This window comes from Ramlibacter ginsenosidimutans, from assembly GCF_016654015.1.
In the GTDB taxonomy this organism is placed as follows: Bacteria; Pseudomonadota; Gammaproteobacteria; order Burkholderiales; family Burkholderiaceae_C; genus Ramlibacter; species Ramlibacter ginsenosidimutans.
Genome location: NZ_JAEPWM010000020.1, coordinates 16,113 through 32,322, shown reverse-complemented (window position 1 = coordinate 32,322; position 16,210 = coordinate 16,113). Strand labels below are relative to the sequence as shown.

13 protein-coding genes and 1 pseudogene are annotated in these 16,210 nt (G+C 69.4%); 3 read left to right on the top strand and 11 right to left on the bottom strand.

What is annotated here, in order from left to right:
• Positions 1 to 137 precede the first annotated feature (137 nt).
• The 11 genes from JJB11_RS25345 to JJB11_RS25295 all read right to left on the bottom strand — a co-directional run bounded on the left by JJB11_RS25345 (position 138) and on the right by JJB11_RS25295 (position 12,681).
• Positions 138 to 2,033, bottom strand: a complete 1,896-nt coding sequence (locus tag JJB11_RS25345) for a putative bifunctional diguanylate cyclase/phosphodiesterase (protein WP_201178038.1) — start codon at positions 2,031 to 2,033, stop codon at positions 138 to 140.
• A gap of 20 nt (positions 2,034 to 2,053) precedes the next feature.
• Positions 2,054 to 4,060 (bottom strand): hypothetical protein, encoded by a 2,007-nt coding sequence (locus JJB11_RS25340; RefSeq protein WP_201178037.1) that lies wholly within the window; start codon positions 4,058 to 4,060, stop codon positions 2,054 to 2,056.
• A 765-nt stretch (positions 4,061 to 4,825) separates the two neighbouring features.
• Positions 4,826 to 5,089: a hypothetical protein gene (locus JJB11_RS25335; protein ID WP_201178036.1), complete on the bottom strand. Its 264-nt coding sequence runs from the start codon at positions 5,087 to 5,089 to the stop codon at positions 4,826 to 4,828.
• 41 nt (positions 5,090 to 5,130) lie between these two features.
• Complete coding sequence (locus JJB11_RS25330) at positions 5,131 to 5,385, bottom strand: FixH family protein (protein WP_201178035.1); 255 nt, start codon at positions 5,383 to 5,385, stop codon at positions 5,131 to 5,133.
• 10 nt (positions 5,386 to 5,395) lie between these two features.
• Entirely contained in the window at positions 5,396 to 6,820 is a 1,425-nt protein-coding gene (ccoG, locus tag JJB11_RS25325) for a cytochrome c oxidase accessory protein CcoG (protein ID WP_201178034.1), read from the bottom strand.
• Between the two features lie 115 nt (positions 6,821 to 6,935).
• Entirely contained in the window at positions 6,936 to 7,859 is a 924-nt protein-coding gene (ccoP, locus tag JJB11_RS25320) for a cytochrome-c oxidase, cbb3-type subunit III (protein ID WP_201178033.1), read from the bottom strand.
• Between the two features lie 12 nt (positions 7,860 to 7,871).
• The gene (locus JJB11_RS25315) at positions 7,872 to 8,009 is read right to left on the bottom strand and encodes a cbb3-type cytochrome oxidase subunit 3 (protein WP_201178032.1); all 138 of its coding nucleotides are present in this window, start codon (positions 8,007 to 8,009) and stop codon (positions 7,872 to 7,874) included.
• A 10-nt stretch (positions 8,010 to 8,019) separates the two neighbouring features.
• Positions 8,020 to 8,649 (bottom strand): cytochrome-c oxidase, cbb3-type subunit II, encoded by a 630-nt coding sequence (gene ccoO, locus JJB11_RS25310; RefSeq protein WP_201178031.1) that lies wholly within the window; start codon positions 8,647 to 8,649, stop codon positions 8,020 to 8,022.
• Between the two features lie 20 nt (positions 8,650 to 8,669).
• Positions 8,670 to 10,106, bottom strand: a complete 1,437-nt coding sequence (gene ccoN / locus JJB11_RS25305; protein ID WP_201178030.1) for a cytochrome-c oxidase, cbb3-type subunit I — start codon at positions 10,104 to 10,106, stop codon at positions 8,670 to 8,672.
• A 62-nt stretch (positions 10,107 to 10,168) separates the two neighbouring features.
• Complete coding sequence (ccoS, locus tag JJB11_RS25300; protein WP_201178028.1) at positions 10,169 to 10,306, bottom strand: cbb3-type cytochrome oxidase assembly protein CcoS; 138 nt, start codon at positions 10,304 to 10,306, stop codon at positions 10,169 to 10,171.
• Between the two features lie 11 nt (positions 10,307 to 10,317).
• Positions 10,318 to 12,681 carry a heavy metal translocating P-type ATPase gene (locus JJB11_RS25295; RefSeq protein ID WP_201178027.1) on the bottom strand — a complete coding sequence of 788 codons (2,364 nt, stop codon included), beginning with the start codon at positions 12,679 to 12,681 and terminating at the stop codon, positions 10,318 to 10,320.
• Between the two features lie 102 nt (positions 12,682 to 12,783).
• Between JJB11_RS25295 and JJB11_RS25290 the strand changes: the two are divergent.
• From JJB11_RS25290 to JJB11_RS25280, 3 genes and pseudogenes are all read left to right on the top strand, one after another.
• Positions 12,784 to 13,160, top strand: a pseudogene (locus tag JJB11_RS25290) (universal stress protein).
• 23 nt (positions 13,161 to 13,183) lie between these two features.
• Positions 13,184 to 13,606, top strand: a complete 423-nt coding sequence (locus JJB11_RS25285) for a universal stress protein (protein ID WP_201178025.1) — start codon at positions 13,184 to 13,186, stop codon at positions 13,604 to 13,606.
• Between the two features lie 147 nt (positions 13,607 to 13,753).
• Positions 13,754 to 16,165: an adenosylcobalamin-dependent ribonucleoside-diphosphate reductase gene (locus JJB11_RS25280; RefSeq protein ID WP_201178023.1), complete on the top strand. Its 2,412-nt coding sequence runs from the start codon at positions 13,754 to 13,756 to the stop codon at positions 16,163 to 16,165.
• Positions 16,166 to 16,210: the final 45 nt, after the last annotated feature.

Genomic DNA, 16,210 nt, shown 5'->3' with positions numbered 1-16,210 from the left:
TCTCGCCTTTCCTGAAATGTCAGGCGTGCCCTGCGTCTCGCCATCCCGGTCTCTCCAACATCTTGGGTGAACAATGATGTTGCCTTGACCGGTTGAACTCACCGTCCTCTGCGTCCGGTTGTTTGCCTTTGCACCCCTCATCCGCGAAGCGGATTGAACGGCCCCTTCTCCAGCAAGCGGGCCAGCTCGTCCGCCGGCACCGGCGGGCTGTAGAAGAAGCCCTGCGCCTGGTCGCATTGCAGCTCGCGCAGCTTGATCGCCTGCGCTTGGGTTTCCACACCTTCGGCCACGACCTTGAGCTTCAGGTTGCGCGCCAGCGAGACGCAGGTGCGCACGATGCCTTCGTACGTTGCTTCGGCCGTGATCTTCTGGACGAAGGCGCGGTCGATCTTCAGTTCGTCGATCGGCAGGGCGGCGATGTACGCGAGCGAGGAATAGCCGGTGCCGAAGTCGTCGATGGCGACCGGCACGCCGAGCGCCCGGACCTGCTGCAGGATGCCGACCGTGCGCTCCATGTCGGAGATCAGGATGCTCTCGGTCACCTCGATGCTCAAGGCCGACGCGTCGCCATCCAGCACCGCTAGCGCACGCTGCAGCGCCGGCACGAACTCATCGTCGCGCAGCTGCGCCGCGGCGACGTTCACCGCGATGCGCGGCGGCTGCAGGCCGGCATCGCGCCAGCTGCGCCAGTCCACAATGGCGCGCGCCAGGATCTTCTGCCCCACCGCGCCGATGAGGCCGGTGCTTTCCAGCGCGGGGACGAACTCGCCCGGGGGCACCAGGCCACGCTGCGGATCCATCCAGCGCACCAGCGCTTCCACGCCGACGATGCGGCCGGTGGCGAGGTCCACCTTGGGCTGGTAGTGGTTGACGAACTCGTCGCGCTCCAGCGCGCGCCGCAGCTGCGGCTCCAGGCGGAAGTGCAAGCCGAGCACGTGGTCTACCGAGCGGTCGAAGAACGCCACCGTCTGGTCGCGCTCGATGGCCACCTGCAAGGCGGTATCCGCGGCGTGCACCAGCTCGTCCAGCGTGCGGCCGTCGGCGGGACACGCCGCGAAGCCCAGGTTCACGCGGCATGTCAGCGCGAGGTTTTGGACCTCGTAGGGCTCGGCGAGACTGGCCGCGAGCTCGTAGGCAAGGCCTTGCGCGAACCCGGCCGCGCGCGCATCCGGAAAGAACAGCACGAACAACCCCCGCTTGACGCGCCCGATCAACGCGCCCTGCTCGGCGAACACGCGCAACCGGTCGGCCGCCTGCTGGATCAAGGCGTCGGCGACGCGGAAGCCATGGGCCGAGCTGATCTGGTTGATGGTCTTCAGCCGCACGAAGGCCAGGACGCCGCAGGCTGGCTTGCAGCGCTCGAACTCGTGCTCGAAGTGGAACCAGTTGGGCAGGCCCGTGAGGCGGTCGGTCTCGGCGGCGATGCGCAGCTCGCGCCGCAGCTCCAGCAGGCGCGATGCGGATTGCGCCAGCTTGATGAGTGCGTCGCGCTGGCTGTCGGTGAGCCGGCGCGGCACCTGGTCCATGATGCAGAGCGTGCCGATGGAGCTGCCCTTGCGCGTGCGCAGCGGCACACCCGCATAGAAGCGCAGCGTCGGCCCTTGCGGCCCCCAGGGCTGCGGATCGGCCCATCCGAGCCGGGCCACGTCGGGAATCTCGAGCAGCCGCTCCGCGTCGAGGATCGCGTGCCCGCAGAAGGACTTGTCGCGCGCAACCTGTTGCACGGGCAGGCCCACGCGCGCCTTGTACCACTGGCGCTCGGTGTCCACGAAGGTGAGCGCGCCCATGGGCGCTCCGCACAGCAGCGTGGCCAGTTGCACGAGCCGGTCGAAGTCTTCGTCGGCCCCGGTGTCCAGGACGTCGAAGGCGCGCAGCTCCGCCAGGCGCTGCAGCTCGTCGGCGGGCGGCAGCGGCGCCGTGGACAGCCAGGCCGGGCGGCCCGCGCGTCCCGGCGAATGCTGGCGCACCGGCAGCGCGGCTATGCGCGTGATCGGCTTGGCTCCGGGTGCGGTTCGCTGCTGCAGCAATGCCATGGCGCCTCCTCGTCCTCGCTTCAATAGCGGCTCACCGGCACGCGTTCCGCTGCCACCGCCGCACTGAAGGCCTCCGCTGCCTCTTCCTGCCGCCGGCGCTCCAGTTCCCGCTGGGAGACGACCTGCACCGGTTGCGGGGCGGGCACACGTTGCAGTTCGGGCGGCACGGGCGTGGACACCTCCCAGGCATCGCTGGCCTGCTCCGACAGGTCCACGTCCAGCCCGAAGCGCCCGCCGCCTTGCACTTGCGCGGCCTGCGCCAGGGTGGCCTGCGCGTCGTGCGCGTCCTGCGCGTCGGCCCAGGGCGCGACCGGGTGGGTATCCGCTGCACCGGTGGCAGCGCCGGTCCCCTGCGTCGCCAGCGCATGCAGCAACAAGAGCTCGCGGCCGGCGCGAACGCTCATGGGGACCGCCGGCGTCGGAACGCTGGACAGCGCCTGCTCCAGCGTGGCCAATGCGTCGGGGCTCCCCCAGGCGCGGGTGAGCCGCGCGCACAGCTCCGGCATCGCGTCGACACCGGTGTCGGCGCTGATCTGCGGCAGGCGCGGCGCCTCGACCCGGAACGTGCTCGCGTAACGCCGGCGCACGGCCGCCACGGCGGCGGAGTCGCCGGCCTCTTCGCTCAGGCGCATGAGCTCCAGGTACGCGAGCGGCGCGGGCTGGTCGCTGTCCTGCAGGTAGGCCTTGAGCCGGTCCATGGCGTCCTGCGTGAGCCCGAGCGACTGCAGGAACTCCACCTCGGCGAATGTCGCAGCGAGGGTCTCCACGCGCAGGGCGGCCTCTGCCTTGCGCTGCCCGGGGCCGGGGCGCCGCGGCGGCGTCTCCACCCCGTCGAAGCCCGCCTGCGCGGCCGGCGGGCGGTCCTCGATCGGGGCCGCGATGGTTGCCTTCGCTGCGTCGGCGCGGCGCGGCGTCTCGGTGCCGGGGGCAGGCGTGGAGATGCGAGCGGACGCGAAGCGCGGCCCGACTTCCCCGACGACGCGCTCGCCCTCCTCCAGCGATGCGTCGTTCGACTCTGCCAGCTCGTACCAGGCTTCTTCCCATCGGCGCGCCTGTCGCGCGCGGTAGCCGAGCACGCCTGCGATCGCGGCCGCGGCGAGCACCAGCAGCGCGAGCAGCTTCACCAGCAGATCCGAGGCGTACCAGGGCCGGCCGGGGTCCAGGCGCTGGCGCAGCGCGGCGATCTCCTGCCGGGAGCGCGCGGCGTCTTCGCGCAGCGCGGCGAGGTCCTGTTCCAGTTTCTGGAGCATCGCGCCGGTGCGCAGCAGCTCCTGCGGGCCGGCATTGATCGCCTGCCATAGCAAGGCAGCAGCCGCCCGGCGGGCGGCGTCGCCCTCCGGCTCGGCCAGGCTGGTGCTCACGCGCAAGCTATCGGTGGGCGGCAGCTCGATTGCCTCCAGGCTCAGGCGGGGACTGCGGGCCGGTGCCTCGCTGTGGACGCGCCCCTTGTGGCCATGCCGCGCCGCCGTAACGGGCTTGGCATGGGCCTCGCCCTGCGCCAGCACGCTCGCGTGGGGACTGGTCCCCGCACCGACGGCCGCCGTGACGCGTCGCGGCGATCTCGCGGCGGCGGTGGATGCGCGCAGCGGAACGACGGGCGTTGCATCCGCCATCGCGGTGCGGGCATCCGCGACGGCCATCGCGCGCTCGGACGGGAACTCCGGCAGCAAGGTGTAATTGCGCGTGATCGTGTTGTGGCATCCCACCCTGATCGAGACGGTGACCACCGGTTCGTCGATCGGCGCATTGGATTCCACGCGGATGCGGCGCTGCTCCGGCGGCCCGGACACCGTGGCCCGCACGCGCGTCGTCGCCACCCGCGTCTCCCCGTAGAACACGTCCGCGTGGACGCACTCCTCCGCGTCCCCTGCCGTCGCGAATCGCGCCGGCACATCCATCTGCAAGGGACGGCCCATCAGCACCTCCACGCTGGGCGTCCCGAGGGACTGCGCAGCGGCTTCGGCGCAGACGCCACCAGTCGTAAGCAATGCAACGACCGTGCCGGTAGACGTAAGGAAGTTTTTCATCGGGTTCCATACTGTACGAAGCTCTGCAGGGCGTCGCGCGTAGGACGGGCGGCAACGGCGTGTAGGAGATGGCCTTCAAGCTCGACAGTTGGCCGCGACGGTGGCGCGAGCGAAAAGGAGGTTCTTCGACTTCCGGGAAGCACGAAGAGGTGCGCTCTTCGAAGGCCGGTGGGCGTCGCGGCACGCGGCGAGCGGTGCAGGCCCGCTGGGCATCCGTCGGCCGCTGCGCGCACCGACTCCCCTGGAAACCGGTCCGGGCGGCGTCGCGCGGCACAACTCGCAGAGAGTTTGACCGCTGGTCGCGGCAAACTCTCTGCTCAAACAAGTGCCGCGGTCGCATGAAACGTGCGCGCGGCTCGACGCTGACGCTCTCGCCCCGCGCTCCGCCGCCCGGACCGGCTTCCAGGCGATGCCCGTCATGCGGGCCTGCACCGCACGCCGCCTGCCGCGACGATGCGCAGTCGGGCCCCTGCGGGGAAGACTCACGGTGCCCCGCATTTGTAGGCTGGCGGTGAGCAACGCGAACCCCAGCGATCCAGCGTAGCGCAGCAAGCTGGGGTTCGCCTGCGGCTCACCACCAGCCTACGGGTTCCGCTGCAACCGCCGCAACACTGTGCGCGCGGAGCCTTCAGCGCGAACATCGGTGCACCCCGGCACTCTGCAGGACCAGGGCCGCACTGACTGAGACTCCCCAAGATCGCTAAACAACAAAAGAAAAGCCGCTGTGCGTGCCGCAGCGGCCTCTCCTTCCCCAGGTGCGGAGCTCTACGGGCCCGCCGCCGCCTCGCCGTGATCGAGCGCGTTGACTTCGGCGGGCTCGAGGCGCAGCAGCGCCGTCAAGGCGCATGCGCCCGCGCCCACGGCCCAGAACGCAAAGAAGGTGACGGTGTACACCGCTTGCCGCGACCAGTGGACCGTGTCGCCGGCCCAGTGCAGTTCGGTGGGGTCGACGAACGCGAAGACCAGCAGTTCCAGCACGCACGCGGCGAGGAAGGCCGGCCATGCAATCCAGAACAGTCGGGTGCCCATGCTTGTCTCCTTGGAGTGGAAAGGGTGCTGTCGCGCCCGGTTCAGGGCTCGGCCGGCTGGGTGGCGGCGTGATTGCGGCCTTCCAGCGCGGGCAGCCTGGCCTTCTGCGCCAGCGTCTTGTTGATCTCCATGCCGCGGCGGTAGTAGTCCGCGTCCACCACCGGGTCGGCGCCGCGCATGGCGATGTAGCCCGTCGCGAGTGCGGCGACCACCACGATCGCGGGACCCGCGATCACCATCCAGACGTGGACATAGCGGTACCAGGGCAAGGACTTCTTCACTTCATCGTGCTTCATGCGGTCTCCTTCAGCGCGGCACCAGGAACACGGACTTCTCGCGCACGTGGTCGGCGCCCTGCTCCGAGCGGATGTCGAAATGGATGGGATGCGAACCGGACGGCGCGCTCCCGTACGGGATCTGCAGCCGCACCGCCACCCAGCGCGATTCCGCCGGGCCGACCTCGACCACGGGTTCCGATGCCACGGCCAGGTCCTGCAGGCCTTCGGCCGCGAGGTGATAGCGCTGCGGCTGCTCCGTGGCGTTCATCACCTGCAGGCGGTAGACGTTCTCCAGCTTGCCGCCGGCGACGATGCGCGACAACGCGGCGCGGTCGCGTACCACGTCCACCCGCAGCGGCGTGCGCAAGGCCAGGCTGAACATCATGGCGGCCGTGAGCACAAGCAGGATGGTCCCGTAGACGAGCACGCGCGGACGCAGCACGCGGCGCAGGATGTAGCCGCTGCCCGCGCTCGCGCCCTGTTTCAGGGCGTTCTGCGTGGTGAAGCGGATGAGCCCGCGCGGGTAGTGCATCTTGTCCATCACCGTGTTGCACACGTCCACGCAGCCGCCGCAGCCGATGCACTCGTACTGCAGGCCCTTGCGGATGTCGATGCCCGTCGGGCAGACCTGCACGCACAGGTCGCAGTCGATGCAGGCGCCCAGGCCCTTGGCGCGGAAGTCGTCCTTGCGGCCGCGCGTGCCGCGGGGTTCGCCGCGCGCGGCGTCGTAGCTGACGATCAGCGTGTCGTGGTCGAACATCGCGCTCTGGAAGCGCGCATACGGGCACATGTACTTGCACACCTGCTCGCGCATGAAACCGGCATTGCCGTAGGTCGCGAAGGCGTAGAAGAACACCCAGAACACCTCCCACGATCCCATGCGGGTCTGGATGAACTCCATCGACAGCGCGGTGATCGGCGTGAAGTAGCCGACGAAGGTGAAGCCGGTCCACATCGCCAGCATGCCCCACAGCAGGTGCTTGAACGACTTCTTCACCAGCTTCTCGAGCGAGAACGAAGCGGCGTCGAGCTTCATGCGCTGCGGCCGGTCGCCCTCGACCTTGCGCTCGATCCACAGGAACATTTCCGTGTACACCGTCTGCGGGCAGGTGAAGCCGCACCACAGGCGCCCGGCGATCGCCGTGAACAGGAAGAGCGACAGCGCGCTGAGCACCAGCAGGCCGGTGAGGTAGATGAAGTCCTGCGGGTACAGGACATAGCCGAACAGGTAGAAGCGGCGGGCGCCCAGGTCGAACAGCACGGCCTGGCGGTCGTTCCACTGCAGCCAGGGCAGCCCGTAGAACACCAGCTGGGTGAATGCGACGAAGCCCCAGCGCCAGCGGGCAAAGCGGCCCGTGACGGCACGCGGATAGATCTTCTTCTCGGACGCGTACAGCCGGTGGCCGTCGTCCTCTTCCGCAACCTGCAGCGGAGTGATGGGGATGACTTTCATGACCTTGCCATGGTGCGCTGCGGGCCGCTGCGGCCACTTGACCTTGATCAGACGCAAGGACGAAAGGGCCCCTCGGGGCCCTGGCTGCCGGCGCGCGTGCCGGCGCTGCAGCGGATCACTGCTTCGCGCTGGCCTGCGGCCTGCCGTGCGACAGCCCCCAGACGTAACTCGTGAGCACGTGGATCTGCGCGGTGGTGAGCTTCTCCTCCTGCGCCGGCATCTGGTTGGTCTTGCCGTTGTTGACCATCGCGATCACGGCCTGCTCACCGTAGCCGTGCAGCCAGATATCGTCGGTGAGGTTCGGCGCGCCAATGGCCTGGTTGCCCTTGCCGTCGGCGCCGTGGCAGGCGGCGCAGGCGACGAACTTCGGCTTGCCCAGCTGGGCGCGCACGGAGTCGTGCGGCGCACCCGAGAGGGACAGCACGTAGTTGGCGACGTTCTTCACGTCGTCGGCGCTGCCGACCGCGGCCGCCATCGGAGGCATCATGCCGATACGGCCCTTCGTGATGGTCTCGTTGATCTTGTCGGGCGTGCCGCCGTGCAGCCAGTCGTTGTCGGTGAGGTTGGGGAAGCCCTTGCCGCCGCGCGCGTCGGAGCCGTGGCATTGGGCGCAGTTGTTCATGAACAGGCGCTCGCCGACCGCCATCGCGGCAGGGTCGCCGGCGAGTTCCTCCGGCGCCTTCGCGGTGAACTGCGCGTAGAGCGGCTCCAGTTCCTTGTTGGCCGTAGTCACTTCGGCCGTGTATTCGCCGCGGGTGCTCCATTTCAGCGAGCCCGGGTAATCGCCGAAGCCGGGATAGAGGAACAGGTAGCCGATGCCGAACACGATGGTCAGCACGAACAGGCCCACCCACCACAGGGGCAGCGGGTTGTTCATCTCGGTGAGGTCCTCGTCCCAGACGTGGCCCGTGGTGTTGTCGCTGCGCGCCGGGACCTTCTTGCGCGCCGTGATCCACAGCAGCAATGCGCAGCCGGCAATGGCGGCCGTGGTGAAGACGGCGATGTAGTTCGACCAGAAGCCGTTGATGAAATCGCTCACGTTGCTTCCTCGTCAGTCTTGCTGGAAGGGGATCAGCCCGTCCTGCTCGAACCGCGCACGGTTGGAGCGCTTCCAGGCCCAGGCCCAGATCGAGACGAAGGTCACGAAGGACACGACGGTGGCGATCACGCGCAGCAGGGTGATATCCATGGGGTTCTCCTTACTTCAGGGCGGTGCCCAGGGACTGCAGGTAGGCGACCAGCGCGTCCTGCTCGGTCTTGCCCTTGAGTTCCTCGGGCGCCTTGGCGATCTGTTCGTCGGTGTACGGAACGCCGACCGTGCGCAGCGCGCGCATGTGCGCCGAGATGGTGGCGGCGTCGGCCGGGTTCTTGTCCAGCCAGGAATAGGCCGGCATGTTGGACTCGGGCACCACGTCACGCGGGTTGTTGAGGTGGATGCGGTGCCACTCGTCGCTGTACTTTCCGCCCACGCGTTGCAGGTCCGGCCCGGTGCGCTTGGAGCCCCACTGGAACGGGTGGTCCCACACGAACTCGCCCGCCACAGAGTAGTGGCCGTAGCGCAGCGTCTCGGCGCGGAAGGGCCGGATCATCTGCGAGTGGCAGTTGTAGCAGCCCTCGCGCACGTAGATGTCGCGGCCGGCGACCTGCAGCGCGGTAGAGGGCTTCATGCCCGTGATGGGCTCGGTGGTGGACTTCTGGAAGAACAGCGGCACGATCTCCACGAGGCCGCCGATGGCGACGACCAGCAGGATCAGCACGATCATCAGGAAGTTGCTCGTCTCGACCTTCTCGTGCGAGAAGCCGGCGGCGGGGGGTGCGTTGTCGCTCATGGTGGGTCCAGCGGTTGTTGTCAGGCGTGCGCGACCACGGGCGGGACGGCGGCGCGGGTGGCGCGGCCGCCGGCCACCGTCATCCAGGTGTTCCAGGCCATCACCAGCATGCCGGCCAGGTACAGGGCGCCGCCGATCACGCGGATCACGTAGAAGGGATAGGTCGCCTTCACGCCTTCGACGAAGGTGTAGGTGAGCGTGCCGTCGGCGTTCACCGCGCGCCACATCAGGCCCTGCATCACGCCGGCGATCCACATCGCGGCGATGTACAGGACGATGCCGACCGTGGAGATCCAGAAGTGCAGCTCGATCGCCGGCACCGAGTACATCTTCTTCTGGCCGAACAGGCGCGGGATCAGGTAGTACAGCGAGCCCATCGAGATCAGGCCCACCCAGCCCAGGGCGCCGGAGTGCACGTGGCCGATGGTCCAGTCCGTGTAGTGCGAGAGCGCGTTGACCGTCTTGATCGACATCATCGGGCCCTCGAAGGTGCTCATGCCGTAGAAGGAGAGCGACACGATCAGGAAGCGCAGGACGGGGTCGTCACGCAGCTTGTGCCAGGCGCCCGACAGCGTCATCACGCCGTTGATCATGCCGCCCCAGCTGGGCGCCAGCAGGATCAGCGAGAACACCATGCCCAGCGACTGCGTCCAGTCCGGCAGCGCCGTGTAGTGCAGGTGGTGCGGGCCCGCCCACATGTACGTGAAGATCAGCGCCCAGAAGTGCACGATGGACAGGCGATAGCTGTAGACCGGGCGCTCCGCCTGCTTCGGGATGAAGTAATACATCATCCCGAGGAAGCCGGCGGTGAGGAAGAAGCCGACCGCGTTATGGCCGTACCACCACTGCACCATCGCATCCTGCACGCCGGCATAGGCCGAATAGGACTTCATGAAGCCCGCCGGGATCGCCGCGCTGTTGACGATGTGCAGCAGGGCGACGGCGATGATGAAGGAGCCGTAGAACCAGTTGGCCACGTAGATGTGCTTCACCTTGCGCATGCCGATGGTGCCGAAGAAGACCACCGCGTACGCGACCCAGACGATGGCGATCAGGATGTCGATCGGCCATTCGAGTTCGGCGTATTCCTTGCCCTGCGTATAGCCCATGGGCAAGCTGATGGCCGCAGCGACGATCACGAGCTGCCAGCCCCAGAAAGTGAGCGCCGCAAGTTTCGGGGCGAAGAGCGGCACCTGCGAGGTGCGCTGCACCACCCAGTAGCTGGTGGCGAACAGCGCGCAGCCGCCGAAGGCGAAGATCACCGCGTTGGTGTGGAGCGGCCGCAGGCGCCCGTAACTGAGCCAGGGAATGCCGAAGTTCAGTTCAGGCCAAGCGAGCTGGGATGCAATGAGCAGGCCAACGAGCATGCCCACCACACCCCACACGACAGCCATCAGCGAGAACTGCCGCACGACGGTGTCGTTGTACGTCGCAGCGTTGACGGGAGCTGGGTTCATGAAACACCTTTTTCAGAAGCTCCCAGTTTCCCCGTCGCCCCGATGCGCCTGCTTGACTCACGTCAATCGTCATCCAGAATCCGCTCGCCCTCCGCCTCGATGGCTTCGAACTGGCCACGCCACACCGCCCAGGCGAGCGCACCGAGGATCGCCAGCGCCAGGACGATGGACAGGGGAATGAGGAGGAAGAGGATGTCCATGGGCGTGGTGTTCAGGGCGCGGCGTTTGCCGTGGTGACGGGCGCGACGACCTCGGGCCGCTCGGCGCGCGGCGTCGCATGAAGGGCCGCGGAGGGCAGCGCCGCCAGCCGCGCCGCATTCAGCACCACGAGCAGCGAGCTGCCTGCCATGCCGAGTCCCGCGAGCCAGGCGGGCATGAGGCCGGCGATTGCGAGCGGGACGCACACGATGTTGTAGGCGGCGGCCCAGAGCAGGTTCTGGCGCACCACCGCGCGCGCGCGGCGCGCCTGCGCCACGATGGCAGCAACGCCCGCGAGCTGGCCGCCCTGGATGATGAAGTCGCAGCGGACCTGCGCCAGCGGCACCGCCTCTCCCAGGGCGATGCCCACGTCCGCGCGCGCCAGCACCGGCCCGTCGTTCATGCCGTCGCCCACCATGGCTACGCGATGGCCGGCGCGCTGCAGTTGCGCCAGGTGGTCCAGCTTGTCCTGCGGTGCCTGGTGCCCCAGCGCCTGTGCGATGCCCGCACGGCCCGCGAGCCGCTGCACTGCATCGTCCTGGTCGCCGGAGAGCACCTGCAATTGCAGGTTCATCGCCCGCAGTGCGGCCACTGCGGCCGCGGCGCCAGGACGCAGTGTTTCGTCGAGCGCGAAGCTTGCGAGCCAGCCGCCGTCATCGGCCAGGTGCACTTGCGCGCCCGGCGTGTCGTCGGCTGCAGGCAGGCCGCAGAAGCGCGCGGATCCCAGGCGCAGCCGGCGCGCGGCGTCGGTGGCTTGCACTGTGCCCTCGACGCCGAGCCCCGCCCGTTCGCTTACATCCTGCGCCTGCGCCCCACGCTCGCCCGCGGCGGCGGCGGCGGCGACGGCGCGCGCCACCGGGTGCAGCGAATGGCGGGCCAGCGCGCCGGCGAGCGCGAGCGCCTCGCGCGGCGTCACGCCGGCGCGCGTGCGCACCGCGCGGATCTGCAGGCGGTCCATGGTCAGCGTGCCGGTCTTGTCGAACAGTACGGTGTCGATGCTGGCGGCCGCCTCGAGTCCTTCGAGCCGGCGCACCAGGATGCCGCGGCGGGCCAGCGCGCCGGCAGCGGCCAGCAGCGCAGCCGGCGTGGCCAGCGACAGCGCACACGGACAGGTCACGATCAGCACGGCGATCGCGACGCCGATCGCGTGGGCGGGCCCCTGCGGCCACCACCACCAGGCGGCGCCCGCGGCGGCGAGCAGCACGAGCAGCAGGAAGGGCGTGGCGACGCGATCGGCGAGGCGCGCCAGCGGCGGCTTCTCGTGCGCGGCCCGCTCCATCAGCGCGACCACCTGACCGAAGCGCGTGGACTCGCCCAGCTGGTCCACCCGCACGACGACGACGCCGTCCAAATTCGCGCTGCCCGCGATCACGCCCTCGCCCGGCGTGCGCGGCAGCGGCGTGGACTCGCCGGTGAGCAGCGCTTCGTCGACGTGCGTGGCGCCTTCCAGCACGACGCCGTCGGCGGGAAAGACCTCGCCGGGCTGCAGCCGGATGCGGTCGCCCGGCGCGAGGCGGCGCACGGACACACGCTCGGCGCCGCCGTCCGGGCCCAGGCGTTCGACCGTCTCGGGCAAGCGGCGCAGCAGCGCCTGAAGCGCACCCGCGGTGCGATCGCGCAGCCGCTGCTCCAGCAGCCGGCCCGAGAGCAGGAAGAACACGAACATCGTCACCGAGTCGTACCAGACCTCGCCGCCCAGCGGACCCGTGGGATCGAAGGTCGTGACCGTGCTGGCGCCAAAGGCGATCAGGATGCCCAGGCTCACCGGCACGTCCATGCCCACGCGCCCGTGCCGCAGGTCGCGCCAGGCCGACGTGAAGAAGGGGCCACACGCGAACAGCAGGACCGGCAGCGTCAGCACCCACGCGGCCCAGCGCAGCAGCGCCGCAACGTCGGGCGTGATGTCGCCTGGCTGCGCGATGTACGCGGGCACCGCGTACATCATCACCTGCATCATGCAGAAGCCCGCCACCAGCCAGCGCCACAGCAGCAGCCGCTGGGCGCGACGGCGCGGCAGCGCGTCGATCTGGTCGCCCGCGGGCAGCCCGCGGTAGCCCGCGCGCTCGAGCGCCTGCAGCCACTGCGACGGCCGGCCGCGCGTGGGGTCCCACACGATGCGGGCGGTGGCCGTGGCCCCGTTCACCTCGACGCCGGCGACACCCGGAGCGCCGGCAAGCGCCTGCTCGATGACCAGGGAACAGCCCGCGCAGTAGATGCCCTCGATCGCGAGGTAGGACTCCCACAGCCCCGCGCGGCCGGGCGCGGGTCGGCTGAACGTTTCCCACTCTTCGCGCGTGTCGACGGCTGCACGTGCATCCGGCACCTGCGGTGCGGGAGGCCGCACGGACAGGAGGTCGGGTGAGGCGGCAGCTTGCATGTCGCAAGGCTATCGACCGGGATCGTCCGTCCTCTTGATGCACATCAAGCCGCACCGGAACGGGCGTCCTAAGCTCTGGCCCATCCGAGAAGGGGACCCAGCATGTACAAGAAGATCCTGGTGCCGACCGATGGCTCTGCGCTGTCGAAGAAGGCGGTTCGCGGGCATCGTATTTCGAGGGCGGCATCAGCACCGCGCCGGACGAGATCGCGCGCGTGGAGAAGCTGTGGGCCGAGCAGGGCCAGGCGCTTGCCGACCAGGTCAGCCGCGCCGCCACGAAGGCGGGCGTCAGCGCGAAGGCCATCACGGTGAAGTCCGACCTCGTGGCGGAAGCCATCCTGAGCACGGCGAAGAAGAACAAGTGCGACCTGGTCGTGATGGCCTCGCACGGCCGCAAGGGTCTCAAGCGGATACTCCTGGGCAGCGAGACCCAGCATGTCCTGACCCATGGCAGCCTTCCCGTGCTGGTCCTGCGCTGACCGGGAAGGACAGGGGAACATCCATGAAGATCCTGCTGGCTGCCGACGGCAGCCGCTTCACCAAGAAGGCGCTCGCCTTCCTCCTCACGCACGAGGCGCTGGCCGGCGACGACGGCGAGGTCGTCGTGCTGAACGTGCAGCTGCCCGTGCCGCCACGCGTGAAAGCCATGGTCGGCGCCTCGGCGGTGCACGACTACCATCGCGAGGAGGCCGAGAAGGTCCTCAAGCCGATCGACAAGTTCCTCAAGCGCCATGAGATCGCCGCGACCACGAAGTGGGTGGTCGGCGCGCCCGGGCCGGAAATCGTCAAGGCCGCCCACAAGGAAAAGGCGCACCTCATCGTGATGGGCACGCATGGCATGGGCCTGCTCGGCCGGGCGCTGCTGGGCAGCGTCGCGCAGAACGTGCTGACCCAGTGCGACATCCCGGTCCTGCTGGTGAAGTGACACGCGCGCCGGGCGCGCCGCGCCCTCCATGTCCTGCAGGGCCCAGGCCCTTGTCGGGACGACCGGCGAGAGTGCCGGCAAAGGACTATTCTCGACCCATGCGCCGTCCCTGCGGGTGCCGGCGCCCACCCTGAAGGTGCCTGCCGCATGAAGCGCGATCCGTCTCCGTCCCCCGTTGCCGCCCTGCCCGCCCAGGCGATCAGCCTCGACGTGCTGCGCGAGAAATACCTGAAGGACGGCGAGGCCTCCGAGTCCGACCTGCTGAGACGCGTGGCGCGTGCGCTCGCCAGCGTCGAGGCGCCGCCGTTGCGCGCCGAGTGGGAGCAGCGCTTCTTCGACAATCTGCAGGCGGGCGCCATCGGCGCCGGCCGCATCATGAGCGCAGCCGGCACGCAGCTACAGGCCACCCTGATCAACTGCTTCGTGCAGCCCGTGGGCGACTCGATCCAGGGCCGCGACGACGAAGGCTTCCCGGGCATCTACGAGGCGCTGCGCGAAGCCGCCGAGACCATGCGGCGCGGCGGCGGCGTCGGCTACGACTTCTCGCGCATCCGCCCGCGTGGCGCCGAGGTGCGGGCGACCGCCTCGGTCGCCTCCGGGCCGTGCAGCTACATGGACGTGTTCGACCACTCGTGCTCCACGGTGGAAAGCGCCGGCGCCCGTCGCGGCGCGCAGATGGGCGTGCTGCGCATAGCCCATCCCGACGTGCTGGAGTTCATCACGGCCAAGCGCACGCCCGGCCGCTGGAACAATTTCAACGTGTCCGTCGCGGTGAGCGACGAGTTCATCCGCGTCCTGCAGGCCGGCGGCGACTGGGCGCTGGTGCACAAGGCGAAGCCGGGCGCGGCGCTCCTCGCGCAAGGCGCACACCAGCGCGGCGACGGCCTGTGGGTGTACCGCACGCTGCCCGCGCAGCAGTTGTGGGACACGGTGATGCGCTCGGCGTACGACTTCGCGGAGCCGGGCGTGCTGTTCATGGACAGCATCAACAAGGACAACAACCTGCGGTATGCAGAGCAAATCGGCTGCGTGAATCCCTGCGGTGAGCAACCGCTGCCCCCCTACGGCTGCTGCGACCTCGGCCCGGTGGTGCTGACGAAGTTCATCACGCATCCGTTCGGCTTCGGCGGCACGCCAACGTTCGACTTCGAGCGCTTCGCCCGCGCTGTCGCGACGCAGGTGCGGGCGCTGGACAACGTGCTGGAGCTCACCTGGTGGCCGCTGCCGCAGCAGCAGCAGGAGTCGCGATCGAAGCGCCGCATCGGCGTGGGCTTCACCGGCCTGGGCAACGCGCTGGCCATGCTGCGCCTGCGCTACGACGCGGCGGACGGCCGCGAGATGGCTGCGCGCATCGCCCGCTGCATGCGCGACGCGGCGTATGCCGCATCCGTGGAGCTCGCGAAGGAAAAGGGTCCGTTCCCGCTGTTCGAGGCCGACAAGTACCTGGAAGCGGGCACCTTCGCCAGCCGGCTCGACGAGCCGTTGAAGGCCGACATCCGCAAGCACGGCATCCGCAACAGCCACCTGCTGTCCATCGCGCCGACCGGCACGGTCAGCCTCGCGTTCGCGGACAACGCCTCCAACGGGATCGAGCCGCCCTTCTCCTGGACTTACCGGCGCAAGAAGCGCGAGGGCGACGGCAGCACCACCGAGTACATCGTGGAGGACCACGCGTGGCGCCTGTTCCGCTCGCTGGGCGGCGACACCGCGAAGCTGCCGCCCTGGTTCGTGTCGGCGCTGGAGATGTCCGCCTCCGACCACCTGGCGATGATGGAAGCGGTGCAGCCCTTCATCGACAGCGCCATCTCCAAGACGGTCAACGTGCCGGCCGCATATCCCTACGCCGACTTCCAGGGCCTGTACCTGGAAGCTTGGCGCGCTGGCCTCAAGGGCCTGGCGACCTACCGGCCGAACGACATCCTGGGCTCGGTGCTGTCCACCGGCAGCGAGCCCTCGGCGAAGGCCGCGCCCGAGGGCGAGCGGCGCAAGGTCGACCCCATGCGCGCGACCATCGAGCGCCGCCCGCCGGGCCAGTTGCCCGGCGTCGTGGAGAAGATCGACTACTGGACGCAGCAGGGTCGCCAGACGCTCTACATCGTCGTGTCCTTCCTGCCGATCGCCGACGGCCGCGAGCGCGCCATCGAGTTCTTCATGCCGGTGGGCCAGAGCGGGGAGTCGCAGCAGTGGATCACGTCCAGCATGCGGCTGCTTTCGCTCGCCGCGCGCGGCGGCTTCCTGGAACGCGCGCTCGCCGACATGCGCAAGGTGGCGTGGGATCGCGGGCCCGTGCGCCTGGGGACCTACACCCGTCCCGACGGAGCCGCCGTGCCGATGTGGCACGACTCGGAAGTCGCCGCCATCGCCTACGCCATCCAGAACATCATCTCGCGCCGCCAGGGCGAGCCGGTGGCTGCGCTGGCGACGCCTGCGGTCCCCAGCGGCGACGCGCCGCCGACCATGACCGGAGCGAAGTGCCCGGAATGCGGGGCGCACGCCATGATCCGCAAGGACGGCTGCGACTTCTGCACGCAGTGCGGCCACGTGGGCGCCTGCGGGTGAGCGCGGGAGCGGCAGCGTGACGCAACCGCAGCGTCTCTCCGATCT